Here is a 16932-nt window from a genome sequence, read left to right on the forward strand (position 1 = left end):
GTTGTCAGTGATGGACTTGGGGTTAATTTAACTCGTTCGTCTCTGATTCTTCTTCAGAAGCATCACTATTTTTATTGCTTCCGATGAGAGAGCGTTGATAAAACGCAGAGTTAGGATAATAATAGTTTTGATAATATTCCATTAATGGAAAAGCAGGAACGTTTAATAAAGCTAACACAACCCATTAATCAGAGCTTGACGATTTCCACAGTGGGACTTTTACTGATTCTCGGCTTTTTAATCTTAAGAAACGAAGAAGCCTTACTTATTCCTGCTCTATTCACCTTTATTGCAGCCCTAAACCGTTTATCTGGTCAACTGGGAGGATTTGCACAAGTTTTTAGTGGTTTTGCAAACAATTCTGGTAAAATGAGCCGTCTCAATGAGATTCTTGCCAATGAAGATAAGGAATGGACACGACTTGGAGGTAAGCCTTTTCAAGCTTTAGCTGAAAAGATTGAGTTTGACAATGTCAGCTTATGTTATTTCTCGGATCAAGCTCCAGCTTTACAGCATCTGAACTTTGTTATGCCTAGAGGATCAGTAACCGCTCTAGTCGGGAGCTCAGGTGCAGGTAAATCTTCAATTGCTGATTTGTTAACTGGCTTATACGAACCCACAGAAGGGCAAATTAAAATTGATGGAACCTCTTTACAGGTTTACAGTTTGGAAAGTTGGCGCAAAAAGTTAGGAGTGGTCAGTCAAGATACATTTGTTTTTAATGATTCAATTATAGAAAATATTCGTTATGGAAAACCTGAAGCCAGCGAAACAGAAGTGATCTCAGCAGCAAAAGATGCTCAAGCTCATGACTTCATCTTAGCCTTACCCCAGGGGTATGAAACTGTGGTCGGTGAACGGGGTTATCGCCTTTCTGGGGGACAGCGCCAACGGCTGGCGTTAGCACGAGCGATTTTGAAGCAACCAGAAGTTTTGATTTTAGATGAAGCAACCAGTGCTTTAGATAGTCAATCGGAACGTCTGGTACAACAAGCTCTAGCAATGTTTCAGCGCGATCGGACGGTATTAGTGGTAGCACACCGATTATCAACCATCACCGAAGCCGATCAGATCTTAGTTTTAGAGCAGGGAGAAATTATTGAACGGGGAACCCATCAAGAGTTATTAAATCAAGGAGAACAGTATAATCATTATTGGCAGTTGCAGGGGCAAGGAGAGGTTACAGTTAATTAAACCTGTTGCACAGCGCGATCGTGCTCGAATAATGAAAAGGTAAATCTGTCTGATGGCTTGTTGGGTCTTTGCTGACATGAACCTTGATGCTGAAGGCGAGGTCTTCTCGCTCACGTTATGATAAAGAGAGCCTGACAGGAGATTGGGTTATGATATCTTTTCCTATAACTTCTCAAAAACTTCCAATTCTAGAAAACGGCGATCGCGTGACCCGTGACGAATTTGAACGTCGGTATCATCAAATGCGGAATGTGAAAAAAGCCGAATTAGTTGAAGGAATGGTTTATATGCCCTCTCCTGTTAGAGTGACCCGACATGGCAGACCTCACAGTTGGATGATTGGTTGGCTCATCCAATATGAGATTGCTACGCCTAATTTAATGGTTTGTGATAACACAACAGTCAGATTAGACTTTGATAATGAACCGCAACCCGATGCCCTGCTACGTCTGGAGGAATCAGTGGTGGGAAACTCTCGGATTAGTGAAGATGATTATATTGAAGGCGCACCAGAATTAATTGTAGAAATTGCGAGCAGTAGCGCGTCGTATGATTTATACGATAAGTTACAGGTTTACCGTCGCAATGGGGTACGGGAATATTTAGTTTGGTTGATAGAAGACAAAGAATTTCGGTGGAATATTTGGACAGAAGGAACCTATCAGGAACAACAAGCGGATGAGTCGGGCATTTTGAAAAGTCCCTTTTTTCCAGGGTTGTGGCTGGATGTGTCGGCACTGTTGGCAGGAGAGATGCAACAGGTGCTATCCGTGCTCAACTCAGGAATCAGTTCCTCAGAACATAAAGCCTTTGTTGATCAGTTGCGTCAAACTGATTAATTACGAACTTTCGTCAACTGATTCGAGACGAATTGGAAGATAGTCCCAGTTTAAAACCTGATCTGGACGAAATTTATCCTCAATGTTACGCCGAAGCCCGACAACTTGCCTCTCAACGCTCTCAGCTTCCCCTAAATACCTGCGCTGAAAGCGCGATCGCGCCCTTAGAAAAAGTTTTAGATGAACACTGGTTACCGTAACTAAAGTAAAGGTCAATAACAATGGTTGCAGAATCTAAACAAAGACAAAAACAACTCTATGAATCGGATTACTATCTCTGGGTCGTAGAAACGGTTAAGCAGCTGCAAAATCGAGATTTTGAAGCAATTGACTGGGAGAATCTAATTGATGAGGTTTTAGATTTGAGTAAACGAGAGAAACGAAAACTAGAAAGTTTACTCATCAAGTTGTTTGAACATTTGCTCATCTTGCAATACTGGCAATCAGAAAAAGAAAGGAATCGTGGACATTGGGAAAGAGAAATCACCAGCTTTCGACTACAGATTCTGAGACAATTAGAAGATAGTCCGAGCTTGAACAATCATCTGAAAGAAAAGTGGGAAAAATGCTATCAAGATGGTTGTAAATTAGCTTCTAAACATTCTCAACTTTCCCCAAATACCTTTCCCAAACAACCGATCGCGCCCTTAGAAAAAGTTTTAGATGAAAACTGGTTACCGTAAGTTATGCTAAGCTTATATATTTAATTGGGTTAGTCGAAGATCAGGAATTTCGGTGGCAGATTGGGACAGAAGAAATCTATCAGCAATTATTTCCAGATGAATCAGGAATTTTGAAAAGTCCCTTTTTCCGTGGGTTATGGTTGAATGTGTCGGCGTTGTTGGCGGGAGAGATGCAACAGATGCTATCCGTGCTCAACTCAAGAATCAGTTCTTCGGAACATCAAGCCCTGGTTGAGCAGTTCGGTAAAACTCCTTAATTCACAGAAGGAAGTAAATGCTAGATCAAAACGGGTTACACTCAAGTAAAATTCAAAAATCATGGTTGCACAATCTCAACAAGCACAAAAACAACTCTATGAATCGGATTACTATCTCTGGGTGGTAGAAACGGTTAAGCAACTGCAAAATCAGAATTTGGAAGCGATTGATTGGGAGAACTTAATTGAGGAAATATCAGATTTGGGTCGGCGTGAAAAAAAGAAACTGAAAAGTCTCCTCAGAAATTTATGGGAACATTTGTTGAAATTTAAATACTGGCAGAGTGAATGGGAGAGAAATCAATCTCATTGGAAAGGTGAAATTCGCAATTTTCGGAAACAGATTCGAGATGAATTAGAAGATAGCCCGAGCCTCAAAAATTATTTGCATGATATTTCAGTACAATGCTACGAAGATGCTAAAGAAATCGTCAGCGATAAGTCCCAACTTCCGTTAGAGCATTTTCCTGAAAGCGCGATCGCGCCCTTAGAAAAAGTTTTAGATGAAAACTGGTTACCGTAAAGGAAAATTAAAGATATGGTTGCACAATCTCAAAAAGCACAAAAACAACCACTTCTCACCAACTTCCTATCATAGACAACGGCGATCGCGCTGATGAAAACGGGTTGTCCTAAAATAAAATCAAAAACAGGGAAAAGTAAATCGTAAAAATTTGGATTGAATCATGGAACACCACTATATCTCGCTCGGTGCTGGCTGTGATACGGCTATGATTCTAAATAAACTGGGACTACGAAAAAAGGCTTATCCATTTGATTGGTTATGGAATTTAGATGCTGGACTAACTGCTGTCAATGACATCATTAAATATAATTTTATGAATGTATCTTCTGAGGATGCCTACTGTCGATCTAGTCATTACAGGCTGCCTCACCCAGTGGTGGTCTATAAAAACTTCCCTGAAATTATTCATATGCATTCCAATCCCATGGAAGATCGCCAAGAACATGAAAAGTTATTGCGTAGAATAGAGCGGTTTCAAACACTGATTAAGTCTAATCATAAATTACATTTTATTTACTATAAAAATTATAATGAAGAGCATCAGAAAGATCATTCAGTTACTGTTCAAGATACATTACTCAAAATGCTGAATCAAGCGGATAAATTCTTAGATATTATCTCCAATTTCCAAAGAAAAAGCACTAGTCAAGTTACTCTATTATTGATTTTACAAACTAATATCGAGGAAAAAGAGTGTGCAATTCAATTGTTAAATAAGACAAAAATAGAAGATAAGAGGATTAAAGTCGGATTTACTTTATCACGATCTGACAAAGAACCACAACGTTATAGGCAGTGGGAAAAGCAATGGTTTCAAAATATTATTCGTCAAACAGAAATGCCGATACATATCATACTACAGTGCTATTGGATAATGGCTTTAAAGTGGAAAGAAAGGGTGGTACGAGTAATGAAACAAAAAGTCAAAAAAGTCATCGGTAAATATAGCATTTCTCAGTAATTGTTTATTTCTGAACTCTATTCAAAAAAAGGTTCTTTATAGATAGATATGCAAACACTAAAATCTTATATCCCAACCATCATTAAAAACAAATTGCATAAGGCTGGATTGACAAAGGGGATCTTGAAGGACAAGGGTGAAGAATATACTGCAGACCAAAAAGTTATTTTAGAAGCTAAACATTCTTTAGAAAAGCCTCCTTCTGTTTTATTTTTTACCACTCATAAATGTGCTTCCAGTTTTATCTCTCCTTTATTTAGAGCAATTACTAGAAATAGTAATTATAACTTAAAAGATTATGCAGGAGCAATTTGGCAATTAGGAGATAATATTGATCTGGATCAAGAAAAACCAAACTTCTTGGGCAATTTTTTACAAGATACTGGCGACCGTCTATTTTTTAGAAGGGGTGAAATTTATGCCCCTTTAAGAGTTCCAGTTGATTTTCCGGAAAGACATCACTTCAAGCATATTTTCTTTTTACGAGATCCGAGAGATGTTTTAGTAAGTGCTTATTATTCGTTCGGCTTTACTCATGCTTGGCCAAAAAACTCTAAGGCAAGGGAAAGATATCGAATTAAAAGAGAAGCCATACAACAACAAACCATAGATGATTATGTAATCAGTGAAGCGAAGAATTGGCTAACTCGGTATTCAAAATATCAAGAACTACTTGAAACCTCTGATTCATATGTGTATCTTAAGTATGATGATTTTCAAAGTGATACCGTTGGCTTCATTCAAACAATAACAAACTATCTGGATATTTCTCTTCCTTCAGAAGAAATAGAGCAGTTAGCATCCAAGGCTTCTCCTATTCAATCCACTAAGGATGAAACAAAGCATAAACGTTCAGGAAAGAGTAAGCAGTATTTAGAGGAATTAAAACCAGATACTGTAAGAGCTTTGAATGAAAAATTCTCTGATATGTTATGTTATTGGAATTTCAGCTGTTAGGATTTTTAACTAATGCAAATAATTAAATCATATATCCCAAAGATTTTAAAAATAAAATCAAATCTGCTTTTAAGCATCAAAATAAACCACAACAATTTACGATCTATCCTGATGATACTTTCTTGGTATCATATCCAAAATCAGGAAATACTTGGGTTCGTTATCTAATTGGCAATTATATTAGTAATAACCAATGTAATTTAACAAATCATAATTTGTTAGTTCCTGATATTCATACCCAGAAAAATTGGGATAAAATTAAACGTCCTAGATGTATAAAAAGTCATAAACCTTTTACTAACCAATACAAGAAAGTTATTTATTTAGTCAGAGATGGGAGAAGTGTTGCTGTTTCATACTATTTTCATTGTTTAAAATTCAACCAAATATCTCAAAATATGAGTTTCCAAGAATATTTGGAGAGATTTAATGATGGTAGTCTTGATAGTTACTCTACATGGAGCAATCATGTATTCTCTTGGCTCGATAATGCTCCCGAAGATTTTTTGCTAGTACGATATGAAGACTTGAAGGCAGATACATCTCAGGAATTTTCCAGAATCCTCAGTTTTATGAAATTCCCGCTCCAAGAAGAAAAGCTCAAACAAGCGATTGAAGCATCAAGAATGACAAATATGAAAAAAGTTTGGAATCCAGAAAATTATAGTAACTTAGCAGAATATAATCCTCATTTAGCAGAGGCTTTATCAAAATCAAGTAAAGATATTTCTTTTGTTCGTCAAGGAAAAGTTAGTGAATGGAAAAAGTTTTTTGATTCTGCTACTATGGAGCAATTTAAAAAGCTTCATGGAGAAGCACTCAAAAGACTGAACTATATTTAATACGTAAAGCAGATGGATAAAGACAAAAATTTTATTGTTTCTTGCGTAGGTGCTTACGCTGATTCTGGAATTGGGACAGGCGGTTTCGTTTGTGTTAAAAATAAGGAAGCTCTCGTTATAGATAAAATGGATTGTACTGGACTTTACCAGAATTACTCCATGTTGTACCGTTTTGTACGCTCTAAGCAAGCGATAGTTGGGTATAATGATCAAGGCTTGAAATTTTATCTCAAACTACCTGAAACAGTAGATGTTCACGATATTCTAATCGAAAACAATACCATTGTATGTGTTGCTACTGGAAGTAACGAAGTTTTATGGTTTGATTCCCATGGTCAATTTTTAAAGAAATGGAAAGCAGAAGGTGAAGGAGATGCTTGGCATCTTAATTGTCTCCTTCCAGTGGAAGGCGATTTGTATCTTTCCGCCTTTGGAGAATTTCAAAGTCATCGGGGATGGTTAGGTCAATCTAATCAAACAGGTTTTATTATGAACTTGAAATCGGGTCAGAAGGTCATGACTGGACTTTCTGGGCCACATACTCCTAGATTTATTGATAATCGTTGGGTAATTTGTGATTCCCACAGGAAATCATTAGTAGTTCAAACAGAATGCAACGAAAAAAAGATAATTCAACTTCAGGGATTTACTAGAGGCTTAACTTATGATGAGAATTATATCTATGTTGGAGAAAGTGCCAATCGTAAAACCGCTAAGAAAGACGAATATTCTTATATAACAGTTATTGATAAAGTGAGTTTGGAAATTGTTGAACGTATTGGAATACCATTTCCCGAAATTTATGACATAGTTTTAATCTCTGACGAAATGGCTAAGAATATATTTTCCAATCCAGACAATTTTCTTCTTGAAAAAGAAACAGAGCGAATAAAAATCTTAGAAAATCAAGTCGAACGAGGCATTGAAGAGAATAGGAAACTCCGAAATAAGCTATCCCAGTTAAGTCTAATTAATCGTTTGAAAAAGAAACTGAAACAAATTTTACTCAAAGAAGCATAACAATCAATTGTATCAAATCATTTAATTTCAAAAAATATGAAGGATTCTTTACTTAGCTGGGAAGAAGCAGTTACTTGGTTAAAAAATCACCCAGACAAACAACAACTTGTTAAATTTTGCTATTATGACGATCCGATCGAAGAAGCAGCAGAACGCTTTTACAAAAGCCAAGAATGGGAAGCTCTTCAACAAAAAATTTCTCCGTATTTACCCAGTAAAGTTTTAGATTTGGGAGCAGGTCGAGGAATATCTAGCTATGCTTTTGCAAGGATAGGATGTCAAGTTACAGCACTGGAACCTGACCCCAGTCCAATTGTTGGATATCAAGCAATTGAATCTCTAATTGCGAAAACTGGCTTATCAATTGAACTAGCGACTGAATATGCTGAAACTTTACCTTTTCCAGATAATAGCTTTGATATTGTTTATGGTCGGGCTGTTCTCCATCACGCCCAAAACCTCAAAGAATTTTGTCAGGAAGCTGCGAGAGTTCTCAAGCCAGGGGGGATATTTTTTGCAACGCGAGAGCACGTTATATCTAAAAAAGAAGACCTCCAAACATTTCTTGATAATCACCCTCTACATCATCTCTATGGTGGAGAATATGCTTATTTACTCCAAGAGTATCAAGAGGCAATTAGAGCAGCCAATTTAAAATTAAAAACATCAATTGGCCCATTTGAGAGTGAGATCAACTATTTTCCTAAAACTAGAGAACAATTGAAAGATGAAATCGTTTCTATATTAGCTCGTCGTTTTGGAAAAAAACTAGCTATAGTACTCAGTTCTAATTTACAAATTCAAAAATTAGTTACCCAAAGTTTGTCACGAAAATCTCAAACTCCAGGTCGTCATTATTCTTTTTTAGCATTTAAATGATTTCAGAAGAAAGAGCAATCCTCATAACTGGTGTTGCAGGATTTCTCGGAAGGTACGTCGCCCGATACTTTTCTGAACAAGGGTGGTCAGTGCTGGGAATTGATAATTCCCCGCCAGAAAATGCCCCTATTGATAACTTAACTGCTTATCATCGCCTCCAACTGCCAAGCCCTGAATTACTTTCTATTTTGAAAGAGAACCCTCCTCAAGTTTGTATTCATTGTGCTGGACGGGCTTCAGTCTCACTTTCAGTCACTGAACCAGCTGCTGACTTCCATGGGAACACAACTTTAACTTTTGAAGTTCTCAACGCCTTACGTCAAATCTCCCCAGAATGCCGATTTATTTTTCTCTCTAGTGCCGCTGTTTATGGGAATCCAGAATCATTGCCAGTTACAGAAGAACAATCTCCTGCACCCATTTCTCCCTATGGCTTTCATAAATGGCATTCCGAACAATTGTGTTTAGAATTTACCAAAATTTATGGCTTGCCTACTGCCAGCGTGCGAATTTTTTCCGCTTATGGTCCAGGGCTACGCCGTCAAGTTATTTGGGATATTTGTCGGAAAGCCATTACTCAGGACAGTATTAAACTCAAAGGAACAGGAGAAGAAAGCCGAGATTTTATTCATGCCTTAGATATTGCCAAAGCCCTCATGACCATTGCGACTGCTGCTCCTACAACAGGAGAAGTATATAATCTCAGCAGTGGTCGAGAAGTCACAATTGCAGAACTGGCTCAACTTGTGCGAGATGTCTTAGAATGCGATAAGCCAATAGAATTTGATGGAATTGTTCCTATGGGAACACCTTTGAACTGGCAAGCAGATATTGCGAAACTTAAAGCCTTGAATTTTTCCCCTTCTGTTTCCTTAGAAGACGGGATAAAAACATTTGCAACGTGGTGTAAAGCGGAATTAATTGGAGTATGACGAGAAAACAACGCCTTGCGATCAATGTGCTTGGAAATCGCAACTGGATTGGGGGAATTCAATATACTAAAAATTTAGTCTTAGCATTGGCTCATTTACCGAGCGAAGTCCGTAATCAATATGAAATATTCTTAATTGGAAATAAATCAGAAATCAATACTCTTAAAGAGCTAGAACCTTATGTTGATAAGATTTTCTTTCGAGAAACTGATTTTAAAGCAGCCACATTACTAAACCGATTATTTTGGAAGATTTTAAAGATTTTTAATAATCAAAATAATCCTCAATTAGATAGTTTTTTGAATCAACAAGAAATTGATTTTATTTATCCTTATTTTTCTAAAGACACCCAAGGAAAAGCATATAATTCAGCAACTTGGATTTATGACTTTCAACACAAATATTTACCTGATTTTTTCAGTAATGCTGAAATTCAGCGACGTGATGAAAATTTTAAAAAGATAGCTGAATATTCAAATAAAGTAGTATTTAGTAGCCAAACGGCAAAGAAAGATTTTGATAATTTTTTTCCAAATAGTAAAGCCAAAACTGAAGTCTTATCCTTTAAAACTGTCCCTTTCCAAAATTGGTATGAACTAGAGCCCAAAAAAGTTCAAGAGAAGTATCATCTGCCTCAGAAATTTTTCTTGATTAGTAACCAATTTTGGCAGCACAAAAATCACTTGGTTGTACTAGAGGCGATGAAGTTTCTAAAACTGCACTCAATAGAACCAATTATTGTTTGTACTGGACACGTCAATGATTATAGAAAGCCTGAATATATTGATCAAATTCTAGAACTAATTCATTGTTCAGGATTAGCACATCAAGTTTATTTATTAGGTTTAATTCCAAGACTCGATCAAATCCAATTGATGAGGCGATCATTAGCAGTTATTCAACCTTCCTTGTTTGAAGGGTGGAGTACTGTGATTGAAGATGCCCGTTGTCTGGGAAAACCTATCATTATGTCTGATTTAGAAGTGAATTTAGAGCAGAATCCCCCTAATCATAAAGTTTTTGAACGAAATTCTCCAGACAAATTAGCTCCCATTCTTGCTGATTGGTGGGACAAACTCAAACCTGGTCCCGACTATGAACAGGAAAAGAGAGCCAAAGAAAATAACCTAGTAGAAGTCCAAAATTTTGCTTATCGTTTTTTAGAGATTGCTCAATAAGGTTGGTTTATCCTAATGAATGGTTTGAAAGAATATCCAAAAATTTCGGTTATTATTCCTTCTTATAACCAAGGAAAATTTCTTGAAAGAACAATTCTATCTGTGATTGGTCAGCACTATCCTCAACTCGAATTATTAGTGCTAGATGGTGGCAGCACAGATAATACAATAGAAGTAATCAAGCAGTATTCTCAGTACATTTCTTATTGGCATTCTCAAAGAGATAAAGGGCAAGCGAACGCAATTAACCAAGGTGTTAAATTGAGTTCTGGTGAAATTATTTGTTGGCTGAATTCTGATGATATGTATTTGCCAGGAACACTGCTTGAGGTGGGAGAGCGATTGAAAAACCGTACTCAAGAAAATGTTTTGATCTATGGCTCTGCTTTAATAATGAAAGAAGATAATGATGGTAAAGCCACTAGTGGTAGTTCTTATATTACACATCCCCTCAAAGATTTATCTGAATTAACTTACCGAGATCCGATTATTCAACCCTCTTCATTTTGGACTCGCTGTTTATGGGATGCCGCTGGTCCATTGAATGAAGAGTATAACTATGTTTTAGACTGGGATTGGTATATCAGAGCTTCTCAACAGGGTTATTTCGAGTGTGTTCCTAGCTTTTTTTCAATTTATCGTTTCCATCCTGAACATAAAACCAGTAGTGGTGGTAGGAAAAGAAAGGAAGAAATGTTAAAAATTATTCAAAATTATTCCTCATCTTATTGGCGTGATCTGTGCGATTTTTATCAAAAAGATTATGCAAGCCTTAAAAAGAGAGTGAATTTATATAACACCCTAAAAACCAAACCCATCCTTAACCGACTTTTTAGGAAAGATTATTTATTAAAACTTTTCTTTCCTCGAATCGCTTCTAAACTAGAAAAGCCGAGTCATTTCTGGAGAATTAATTCCATGTTTTAACTTGGAGTGATTTGAGATGCTAGTAAATTGTGGAAATCACTTTTGTACTGAGATCAGTAATGGGAAAACCTAGTTCTAAATAATTGCTAGTCCTTCAAAAAACACATAAATTTAAACTGTAAAAATGATTAGTGCCTAAATCCTATGAAGCTCGCTCACATTATTAATCCTGTTAACTTTACCAAAGGTTCAGAGCATGAAAGAGCTCAGTTAATTACTTTAGAATCTCTATACCGAGCACAAGATTATGCTTCTAAACGGGGTGTAGAAGTACGTCTTTTATCTGCTCAGTTCCCCGAAGATAGAAAAGTTGTACCAGATTGGATGGAGGCAACAAGAGATTTGAAAACATCTTCTCTTGATTATCCTGAATTTTTAGATAAGCGTAAACTACCTTTAATCTCTGATATTATCGAGCGAGGAATTGAATCTATAAAAGATGAAGAAGCTCTAATTTACTCAAATATAGATATTGCGCTGCAACCGTATTTTTATGTGCGAGTTGCTGAAAAATTAAAGGAAGGAAATAATGCGCTATCAATTACCCGTCGGACGATCCCTGAAAACTTAACTTCTCTTGAAGAAATGTATGCTCAAGTCGGATCCAAGCATCCTGGAGACGATTGTTTTGTCTTTGCTTATAACAGTTTTGATAAACTAAATCTCAAACCAGTATTTGTGGGAGCTGCTTGGTTTGATAGAATTTTGCTTTTGAATTGTGCAGCTTTTTGTCATCCTTTTGAAAAAATTAGAGATGAACAATTAACCTTTCATTTGGGCGATGACCGGAGTTGGTTTAACGAAAAAACGCGGACTGTCGCCAGCTCTAACAAGGATTATTTGATTGAACTAATCTCAGAAATTGAGGCGGAACAAGGATACTGCCCTAATAATTCGACACTATGGCCTCATGTCATGTCAATTTATGACAAACTTGGATTTGTCGTGGAACGCAATCATCAAAGTTTTTTTACTAGAGTCAATCAAAAAATTAAAAGAACTTTCTCTCGCTCTAAATAGTTTTGTAGGCTGTAGAAATTAAATTGGAGTCAGTTAATGAAAATTTTTGGTATTGGGATGTTCAAAACTGGGACAACTACTCTAGGTCGGGCTCTCAGTAATTTGGGATTTAGTGTGTTTAATGGTCCTTGGATAACAGAGGGTGAAATTTATAACAATGCTTGGAATCCAAATCTTCATCACTTTGAAAAGTATAAAAAATCAATTATAGAAAAAGTCGAAGCATACGATGCTTTTGCTGATTATCCTTTCATGTATATTTATCCCCTACTCGATCAATGGTTTCCTGGCTCCTTATTTATTTATACTGAGCGAAATCCTTATGAAGTTGCTCATAGTGACCGAGCGATGTGGTTAAGAAATGGAGAACCCCTTTTCAAGATTCCCCCCACCAGAAGATTTGTTGAGCGCTACAATCAACATCGCCAAGAGGTATTAAGCTATTTTGAAGGACGCGAGGATTTTCTTCGGGTGAACTGGGGGGCAAGTGATGGGTGGGAAAAACTATGTGGCTTTCTTGACTGTCCTGTTCCCAATACTCCATTTCCTCATAGAAATTCCGGAAGCTATCAGATCAAGAATAACTTAAAACTAATGGTAAGTGACATCGTAGTCAGTTTAGATCGATGGAAATCCCCTTAAACCTCTTAGACAATACAAACCGATCTAATTTCTTCTGTTATACTCAAAAACAACCAAGAAGAAACCTTCTTATTTTTTAGGCATCAATCACTTTAGTTATGGCTTTGTATCTTGAACAATTCCAGAAGCATCATGATTTCCCAAAACAGGATGCAGTTTGGCAAGACTATATAATTTGCTATACCCCTCGCTCTGGAAGTCATCTTCTCGGACATACTCTAAAACAGACCAATGTACTTGGCTTCCCCCTAGAGTATTTTAATCCAGTTAATCTTCCTGAATGGCAAAAAAGATTTGGAACTGAGGGAATTCTTGACACCTATCGAGAGATTCAGCGTCATCGAACTAGCCCTAACGGATGCTTTGGGTGTAAGTTAAGCTATCGTCAATTTAAAAAAATTATGCAAAGGCATAAATTTGAAGATTTTTTTTCTTCAAATTGCAAATTTATTTTTGTACGTCGAAGAGACTTAATTGCTCAAGCTGTTTCTTTAGCGAAAATGTGGACAACTGGTTCAGCTATTTCCTCAGTTAATCCAACTCAGGAGCCGATTTATAATCGTCAATTAATTGAAAAAGCCTGCGAATTAATTGCTAGAGAAAATGCTTGCTGGGAAATTCTGTTTGCTAGGAGAAGATGCCAGTATATAGAAGTTTATTATGAAGACTTTGCTAAAGATTTGAATTTAACTGTTTCTGATGTCACATCTTTTTTGAATATTGAAATACCTAGAGACTTTAAAGTGAGCGCCTCTTCACTTCCTGAAAAACAAAGAGATAAAATTAATCAGATATGGAAAGAAAAATTTTTTAATGAAATTGACAATAGTGGCTATGAAACAGAAATTAATTGGTTAGAACAAAAAGAATCTGCTCAACGAGAGCCATCACTGAGAGAAATATTAGGCTTTTTGGTCAAAAAAACCAAAAGAAAACTACCATTTATATAATGATTAATTGACTTTGTTTTGAAGAAAAAGATTGGGAAACGGTTATTACATAAATAAGCCATTGATGGCTTCAAAAAAGAAAATCTCTTTAGCCCTTGTCAAAAAAAGGATGCTTAGATGAAACTTTTTTATTTTCAGTGTAAAGAACCTAACTTTGGCGATGACTTAAACCCTTGGCTGTGGTCACAATTGTTTCCACTACCAATTGAGAATTACTTTGATAGCAACACTTTGCTGGTAGGAATTGGCTCTATCTTAAGTTCTAGAGTTCCTGAAGAACCTAAAAAAGTGGTGTTTGGTAGTGGTTATGCCACGGGATCGCTACCAGTTATTGATGATCGCTGGCGTTTTTTTTGTGTTCGAGGTTTACTGACTGCTAAAAAATTAGAGTTGTCAGAGGATCTAGCAATTGGAGATAGTGCTACACTCTTACGATTATTATTTGATCCTGCTCCTGAACACCTACATCATGCAGCTTTTATGCCTCATCATATAACAATTAGGTATGAAGAAACTTGGAAAGATGTCTGCCAATCAATTTCTATTGAGTTGATTGATCCCCGCTCTGAAATTGAAACTATTATTCAGAAAATTCGCAGTAGCCGTGTAGTGATTACAGAGTCTCTTCATGGAGCAATTGTTGCCGATGCTTTTCGGGTTCCTTGGATTCCAGTACGAACTAGAGCGCATATCAACCACTTTAAATGGCAAGATTGGTCAACTACAGTAGGAATTGAGCATGAATTTGAATGGTTACCGCAAACTCAATATTTTGGAGGAGGTCGATTAGGTCGATTGAAAAGAACTGTACACCCGATTGTTTTGCAAAATCGTCTGCGCTGGCTTGCTCGTTTTGGTCAAAGGAGATTAAGTACAAATCGTATATTTCAGGATTCTTTCAAACGATTGACTGATAAGTTTGATGAGTTAATTGAAGCAGGGAGTCAACCTACTTAATAATTACACATTATTCCTTGATTTTGTAAGATACATTAGCCTGATTTGTACACCTAAGAAATGAATAGAAAAGCATTTGCTCATCAATTTCCAAAAATTTCATTTGGAATAATTATTCTAAATGGAGAACCATTTACTCGTTACTGTATTCGTGCTCTTTATCCTCATGCCCACGAAATTCTTATTGTTGAAGGATCTGTAGAGAAAGCTAGACCTTTTGCCACAGCAAACGGACATTCCACAGATTCTACAAGACAAACCATTGATTTCCTTAAAGCTAATGAAGATCCAGAAAATAAAATCAAAGTGATTTCACAGGAAGGATTTTGGCCAGATCAGAATGATATGTGTCAAGCCTATGCTGAAGTGGCTACTGGCGATTACTTATGGCAAGTTGATAGTGATGAATTTTACTTATCGGAGGATATCGAAAAAATACGAACTTGGTTAGCAAAGAACCCAACAATTGATGGAGCAAGTTTTCGCTGGCGGATCTTTTGGGGAAATGAAAAATACATCACTGATGGCTGGTTCTTGAGACAAGGAGGAGGTGATGTTAATCGTCTTTTTCGCTGGGGAAAAGGCTTTCAATATGATAAGCATCATCAAGGTCCAATAGTAATAAATTCCGAAGGCAGGATTGTTAATGAAGGTAATTGGCTTTCTGCTGATGCTTTAGCTCGGGAGGGGATTTACCTATATCATCTTTCTCTAGTGTTTCCCAGTCAAGTCCTCAAGAAAACACAGGGTTATGCTACAGGCATGGTTCCTAATGTAGATAACTCAAAAGCCTATGATTGGGCTCAAAAAAATTGGCTTTTATTAGAAAATCCATTTAGAACACACAATCGGTATCAATTTATTGCTTGGTTGGAGCGTTATGAAGGTTCGCTTCCGCAAGCAGTGATTGATATGTTCAATGATATTCGATCAGGTAAAGTGGCGTGTGAATTGCGAGAGATGGAAGATGCTATTCGGATTGAACGATCGCGCTATTACCGCCTAAAACGATCGTTTCTACGCTTTGCTGGAGACTTTATACATCGTCACCCCAACAGTAAGTTAGCTTTTTTATTATTGCAAATCTCTGAAAAATGGGTAAATGAAGGCATTGCTGATGTTATGAAAAGTAGTATTGGGAAAATAAAAAACCTTGTCTTTAGATCCCAAGCGCAATCATCGCACTCTCAGAATCACTAAAGCCAATTAATGGTGTCAGACTAGGATGGCTAATCGAGCCTAAAGCTCGAAAGGTAGAAGTTTATCGTCAAGGACAAGTAGTGGAGATCCTAGAAAACCCGAAATCGATTAGTGGATGCGATTGGCTAACAATTTCAAGAACATCAAAGATTTGTGCAACAATTCAACGAGATTGAACGTCTGTGCGTCAGTCCCACCTCGAGCGCGTTAGCGGACTAGGGAAGGAAAGCACGGTGATGACGACTTGCATCGAGCTTGCGAGATGTATGAGGAATTGCCAAACTCTGCTATGATATTCGTGCGAGGCATAACGTAAAGTACCCGCTAGTCCGTAGAGATGACTACCCGTAGCATAAAAGCAACTGGGCAACTGGTCGGCAATAGTCTAACCTCAAACGATACAGTTAACGGCAGTATCCGATTACCAGAAATCGTAAGATTAAGATAGTAATTTCGAGTTTGCTTAATTATCTGGCTAAATCCAATATATTAGCCACGGTGTTAGGAACTAGCATCGTTAGACGTGGATGGTAGAACCTCTATCCAGTAGAGCCATCGGACTCGAAAAGGTAAGTTTACCGTGCGAAGCGTCAGAAGCGTTACATTCGTGAGATTAGTTATTTGGAAACGCTAATCTCAGCAAAGCGGATTAGCGTAGTTCATGATGACTTCAGCATCCCCTCAAAGCCAATGCCTTACCTTTGAGGAATTTGTTCCATGGAAACCAGAGACTCGAAAGTATCCCCGAATATTGGATTGTTGATTATCTCGGTTTAGGGGGGAGAAGATTGATTGGTAACACCAAACCGCCCACAATCTCTATCTATGAACTAATTGACGGAGAATATCAAGTGCGTCAATTCCGAGACGAAGATCTGATTACTTCCTCAACTTTTCCCGAATTCAACCTGAGTGCTAACCAAATTTTCCAAGCAGGGGAAACCCAATGGATTTTTTATTGAACAGTT

General features: G+C 37.1%; 19 protein-coding genes and 2 pseudogenes. 20 read left to right on the forward strand and 1 reads right to left on the reverse strand.

The window, feature by feature from the left end; genetic code table 11:
- Positions 1-22: 22 nt before the first annotated feature.
- On the reverse strand, positions 23-178 hold the full coding sequence (locus PCC7418_RS20630; RefSeq protein WP_171814918.1) for a hypothetical protein: 156 nt from the start codon (positions 176-178) through the stop codon (positions 23-25).
- A gap of 17 nt (positions 179-195) precedes the next feature.
- On the opposite strand from PCC7418_RS20630, the gene PCC7418_RS13620 reads away from it, so the two are divergent.
- From PCC7418_RS13620 to PCC7418_RS13710, 20 genes and pseudogenes are all read left to right on the forward strand, one after another.
- On the forward strand, positions 196-1194 hold the full coding sequence (locus PCC7418_RS13620) for an ABC transporter ATP-binding protein (RefSeq protein WP_051030549.1): 999 nt from the start codon (positions 196-198) through the stop codon (positions 1192-1194).
- Between the two features lie 149 nt (positions 1195-1343).
- Complete coding sequence (locus PCC7418_RS13625) at positions 1344-2033, forward strand: Uma2 family endonuclease (protein WP_015226769.1); 690 nt, start codon at positions 1344-1346, stop codon at positions 2031-2033.
- Positions 2033-2233 carry a DUF29 family protein gene (locus PCC7418_RS13630; protein WP_216086749.1) on the forward strand — a complete coding sequence of 67 codons (201 nt, stop codon included), beginning with the start codon at positions 2033-2035 and terminating at the stop codon, positions 2231-2233. The genes PCC7418_RS13625 and PCC7418_RS13630 overlap by 1 nt, the downstream gene beginning before the upstream one ends.
- Before the next feature lie 21 nt (positions 2234-2254).
- Entirely contained in the window at positions 2255-2716 is a 462-nt protein-coding gene (locus tag PCC7418_RS13635) for a DUF29 domain-containing protein (protein ID WP_015226770.1), read from the forward strand.
- A 318-nt stretch (positions 2717-3034) separates the two neighbouring features.
- Positions 3035-3496: a DUF29 domain-containing protein gene (locus PCC7418_RS13640; RefSeq protein ID WP_015226771.1), complete on the forward strand. Its 462-nt coding sequence runs from the start codon at positions 3035-3037 to the stop codon at positions 3494-3496.
- A 163-nt stretch (positions 3497-3659) separates the two neighbouring features.
- Positions 3660-4460 carry a DUF1796 family putative cysteine peptidase gene (locus PCC7418_RS13645; protein ID WP_015226772.1) on the forward strand — a complete coding sequence of 267 codons (801 nt, stop codon included), beginning with the start codon at positions 3660-3662 and terminating at the stop codon, positions 4458-4460.
- A gap of 48 nt (positions 4461-4508) precedes the next feature.
- Entirely contained in the window at positions 4509-5417 is a 909-nt protein-coding gene (locus PCC7418_RS13650) for a sulfotransferase domain-containing protein (RefSeq protein WP_015226773.1), read from the forward strand.
- Between the two features lie 101 nt (positions 5418-5518).
- Positions 5519-6259: a sulfotransferase domain-containing protein gene (locus PCC7418_RS19925; protein WP_255348283.1), complete on the forward strand. Its 741-nt coding sequence runs from the start codon at positions 5519-5521 to the stop codon at positions 6257-6259.
- Between the two features lie 12 nt (positions 6260-6271).
- A complete protein-coding gene (locus PCC7418_RS13660) occupies positions 6272-7279 on the forward strand; it encodes a DUF4915 domain-containing protein (RefSeq protein ID WP_015226775.1) in 1008 nt (335 codons plus the stop codon).
- 36 nt (positions 7280-7315) lie between these two features.
- A complete protein-coding gene (locus PCC7418_RS13665) occupies positions 7316-8158 on the forward strand; it encodes a class I SAM-dependent methyltransferase (protein ID WP_015226776.1) in 843 nt (280 codons plus the stop codon).
- The gene (locus PCC7418_RS13670) at positions 8155-9090 is read left to right on the forward strand and encodes an NAD(P)-dependent oxidoreductase (protein ID WP_015226777.1); all 936 of its coding nucleotides are present in this window, start codon (positions 8155-8157) and stop codon (positions 9088-9090) included. Before PCC7418_RS13665 ends, PCC7418_RS13670 begins: the two co-directional genes overlap by 4 nt.
- Positions 9087-10268 carry a glycosyltransferase gene (locus PCC7418_RS13675; RefSeq protein WP_015226778.1) on the forward strand — a complete coding sequence of 394 codons (1182 nt, stop codon included), beginning with the start codon at positions 9087-9089 and terminating at the stop codon, positions 10266-10268. Before PCC7418_RS13670 ends, PCC7418_RS13675 begins: the two co-directional genes overlap by 4 nt.
- A gap of 15 nt (positions 10269-10283) precedes the next feature.
- Positions 10284-11195 carry a glycosyltransferase family 2 protein gene (locus PCC7418_RS13680; RefSeq protein ID WP_015226779.1) on the forward strand — a complete coding sequence of 304 codons (912 nt, stop codon included), beginning with the start codon at positions 10284-10286 and terminating at the stop codon, positions 11193-11195.
- 144 nt (positions 11196-11339) lie between these two features.
- Positions 11340-12215, forward strand: coding sequence for a hypothetical protein (locus PCC7418_RS13685; RefSeq protein WP_015226780.1), 876 nt, complete (start codon positions 11340-11342; stop codon positions 12213-12215).
- 36 nt (positions 12216-12251) lie between these two features.
- A complete protein-coding gene (locus tag PCC7418_RS13690; protein WP_015226781.1) occupies positions 12252-12857 on the forward strand; it encodes a sulfotransferase in 606 nt (201 codons plus the stop codon).
- Positions 12858-12955: 98 nt separating this feature from the next.
- On the forward strand, positions 12956-13807 hold the full coding sequence (locus tag PCC7418_RS13695; protein WP_015226782.1) for a Stf0 family sulfotransferase: 852 nt from the start codon (positions 12956-12958) through the stop codon (positions 13805-13807).
- Between the two features lie 117 nt (positions 13808-13924).
- Positions 13925-14764, forward strand: a complete 840-nt coding sequence (locus PCC7418_RS13700) for a polysaccharide pyruvyl transferase family protein (protein WP_015226783.1) — start codon at positions 13925-13927, stop codon at positions 14762-14764.
- Between the two features lie 60 nt (positions 14765-14824).
- The gene (locus tag PCC7418_RS13705; RefSeq protein WP_015226784.1) at positions 14825-15964 is read left to right on the forward strand and encodes a glycosyltransferase family A protein; all 1140 of its coding nucleotides are present in this window, start codon (positions 14825-14827) and stop codon (positions 15962-15964) included.
- Between the two features lie 8 nt (positions 15965-15972).
- Positions 15973-16140 (forward strand): annotated as a pseudogene (locus PCC7418_RS21385) (Uma2 family endonuclease); the annotation flags it as partial.
- 564 nt (positions 16141-16704) lie between these two features.
- Positions 16705-16926 (forward strand): annotated as a pseudogene (locus PCC7418_RS13710) (Uma2 family endonuclease); the annotation flags it as partial.
- Between the last annotated feature and the right edge of the window lie 6 nt (positions 16927-16932).

Origin of the sequence: Halothece sp. PCC 7418 (assembly GCF_000317635.1) — a bacterium.
Taxonomy (GTDB): Bacteria; Cyanobacteriota; Cyanobacteriia; order Cyanobacteriales; family Rubidibacteraceae; genus Halothece.

Excerpts from the sequence above, each read along its gene's own strand:
- PCC7418_RS13700 (WP_015226783.1), top strand. The coding sequence starts at position 13,925 with ATGAAACTTTTTTATTTTCAGTGTAAAGAACCTAACTTTGGCGATGAC.
- PCC7418_RS13645 (WP_015226772.1), top strand. The coding sequence starts at position 3,660 with ATGGAACACCACTATATCTCGCTCGGTGCTGGCTGTGATACGGCTATG.
- PCC7418_RS13670 (WP_015226777.1), top strand. The coding sequence starts at position 8,155 with ATGATTTCAGAAGAAAGAGCAATCCTCATAACTGGTGTTGCAGGATTT.
- PCC7418_RS13705 (WP_015226784.1), top strand. The coding sequence starts at position 14,825 with ATGAATAGAAAAGCATTTGCTCATCAATTTCCAAAAATTTCATTTGGA.
- PCC7418_RS13685 (WP_015226780.1), top strand. The coding sequence starts at position 11,340 with ATGAAGCTCGCTCACATTATTAATCCTGTTAACTTTACCAAAGGTTCA.
- PCC7418_RS13635 (WP_015226770.1), top strand. The coding sequence starts at position 2,255 with ATGGTTGCAGAATCTAAACAAAGACAAAAACAACTCTATGAATCGGAT.
- PCC7418_RS13660 (WP_015226775.1), top strand. The coding sequence starts at position 6,272 with ATGGATAAAGACAAAAATTTTATTGTTTCTTGCGTAGGTGCTTACGCT.
- PCC7418_RS13675 (WP_015226778.1), top strand. The coding sequence starts at position 9,087 with ATGACGAGAAAACAACGCCTTGCGATCAATGTGCTTGGAAATCGCAAC.
- PCC7418_RS13695 (WP_015226782.1), top strand. The coding sequence starts at position 12,956 with ATGGCTTTGTATCTTGAACAATTCCAGAAGCATCATGATTTCCCAAAA.
- PCC7418_RS13665 (WP_015226776.1), top strand. The coding sequence starts at position 7,316 with ATGAAGGATTCTTTACTTAGCTGGGAAGAAGCAGTTACTTGGTTAAAA.
- PCC7418_RS13650 (WP_015226773.1), top strand. The coding sequence starts at position 4,509 with ATGCAAACACTAAAATCTTATATCCCAACCATCATTAAAAACAAATTG.
- PCC7418_RS13690 (WP_015226781.1), top strand. The coding sequence starts at position 12,252 with ATGAAAATTTTTGGTATTGGGATGTTCAAAACTGGGACAACTACTCTA.
- PCC7418_RS13680 (WP_015226779.1), top strand. The coding sequence starts at position 10,284 with ATGAATGGTTTGAAAGAATATCCAAAAATTTCGGTTATTATTCCTTCT.
- PCC7418_RS13640 (WP_015226771.1), top strand. The coding sequence starts at position 3,035 with ATGGTTGCACAATCTCAACAAGCACAAAAACAACTCTATGAATCGGAT.
- PCC7418_RS13625 (WP_015226769.1), top strand. The coding sequence starts at position 1,344 with ATGATATCTTTTCCTATAACTTCTCAAAAACTTCCAATTCTAGAAAAC.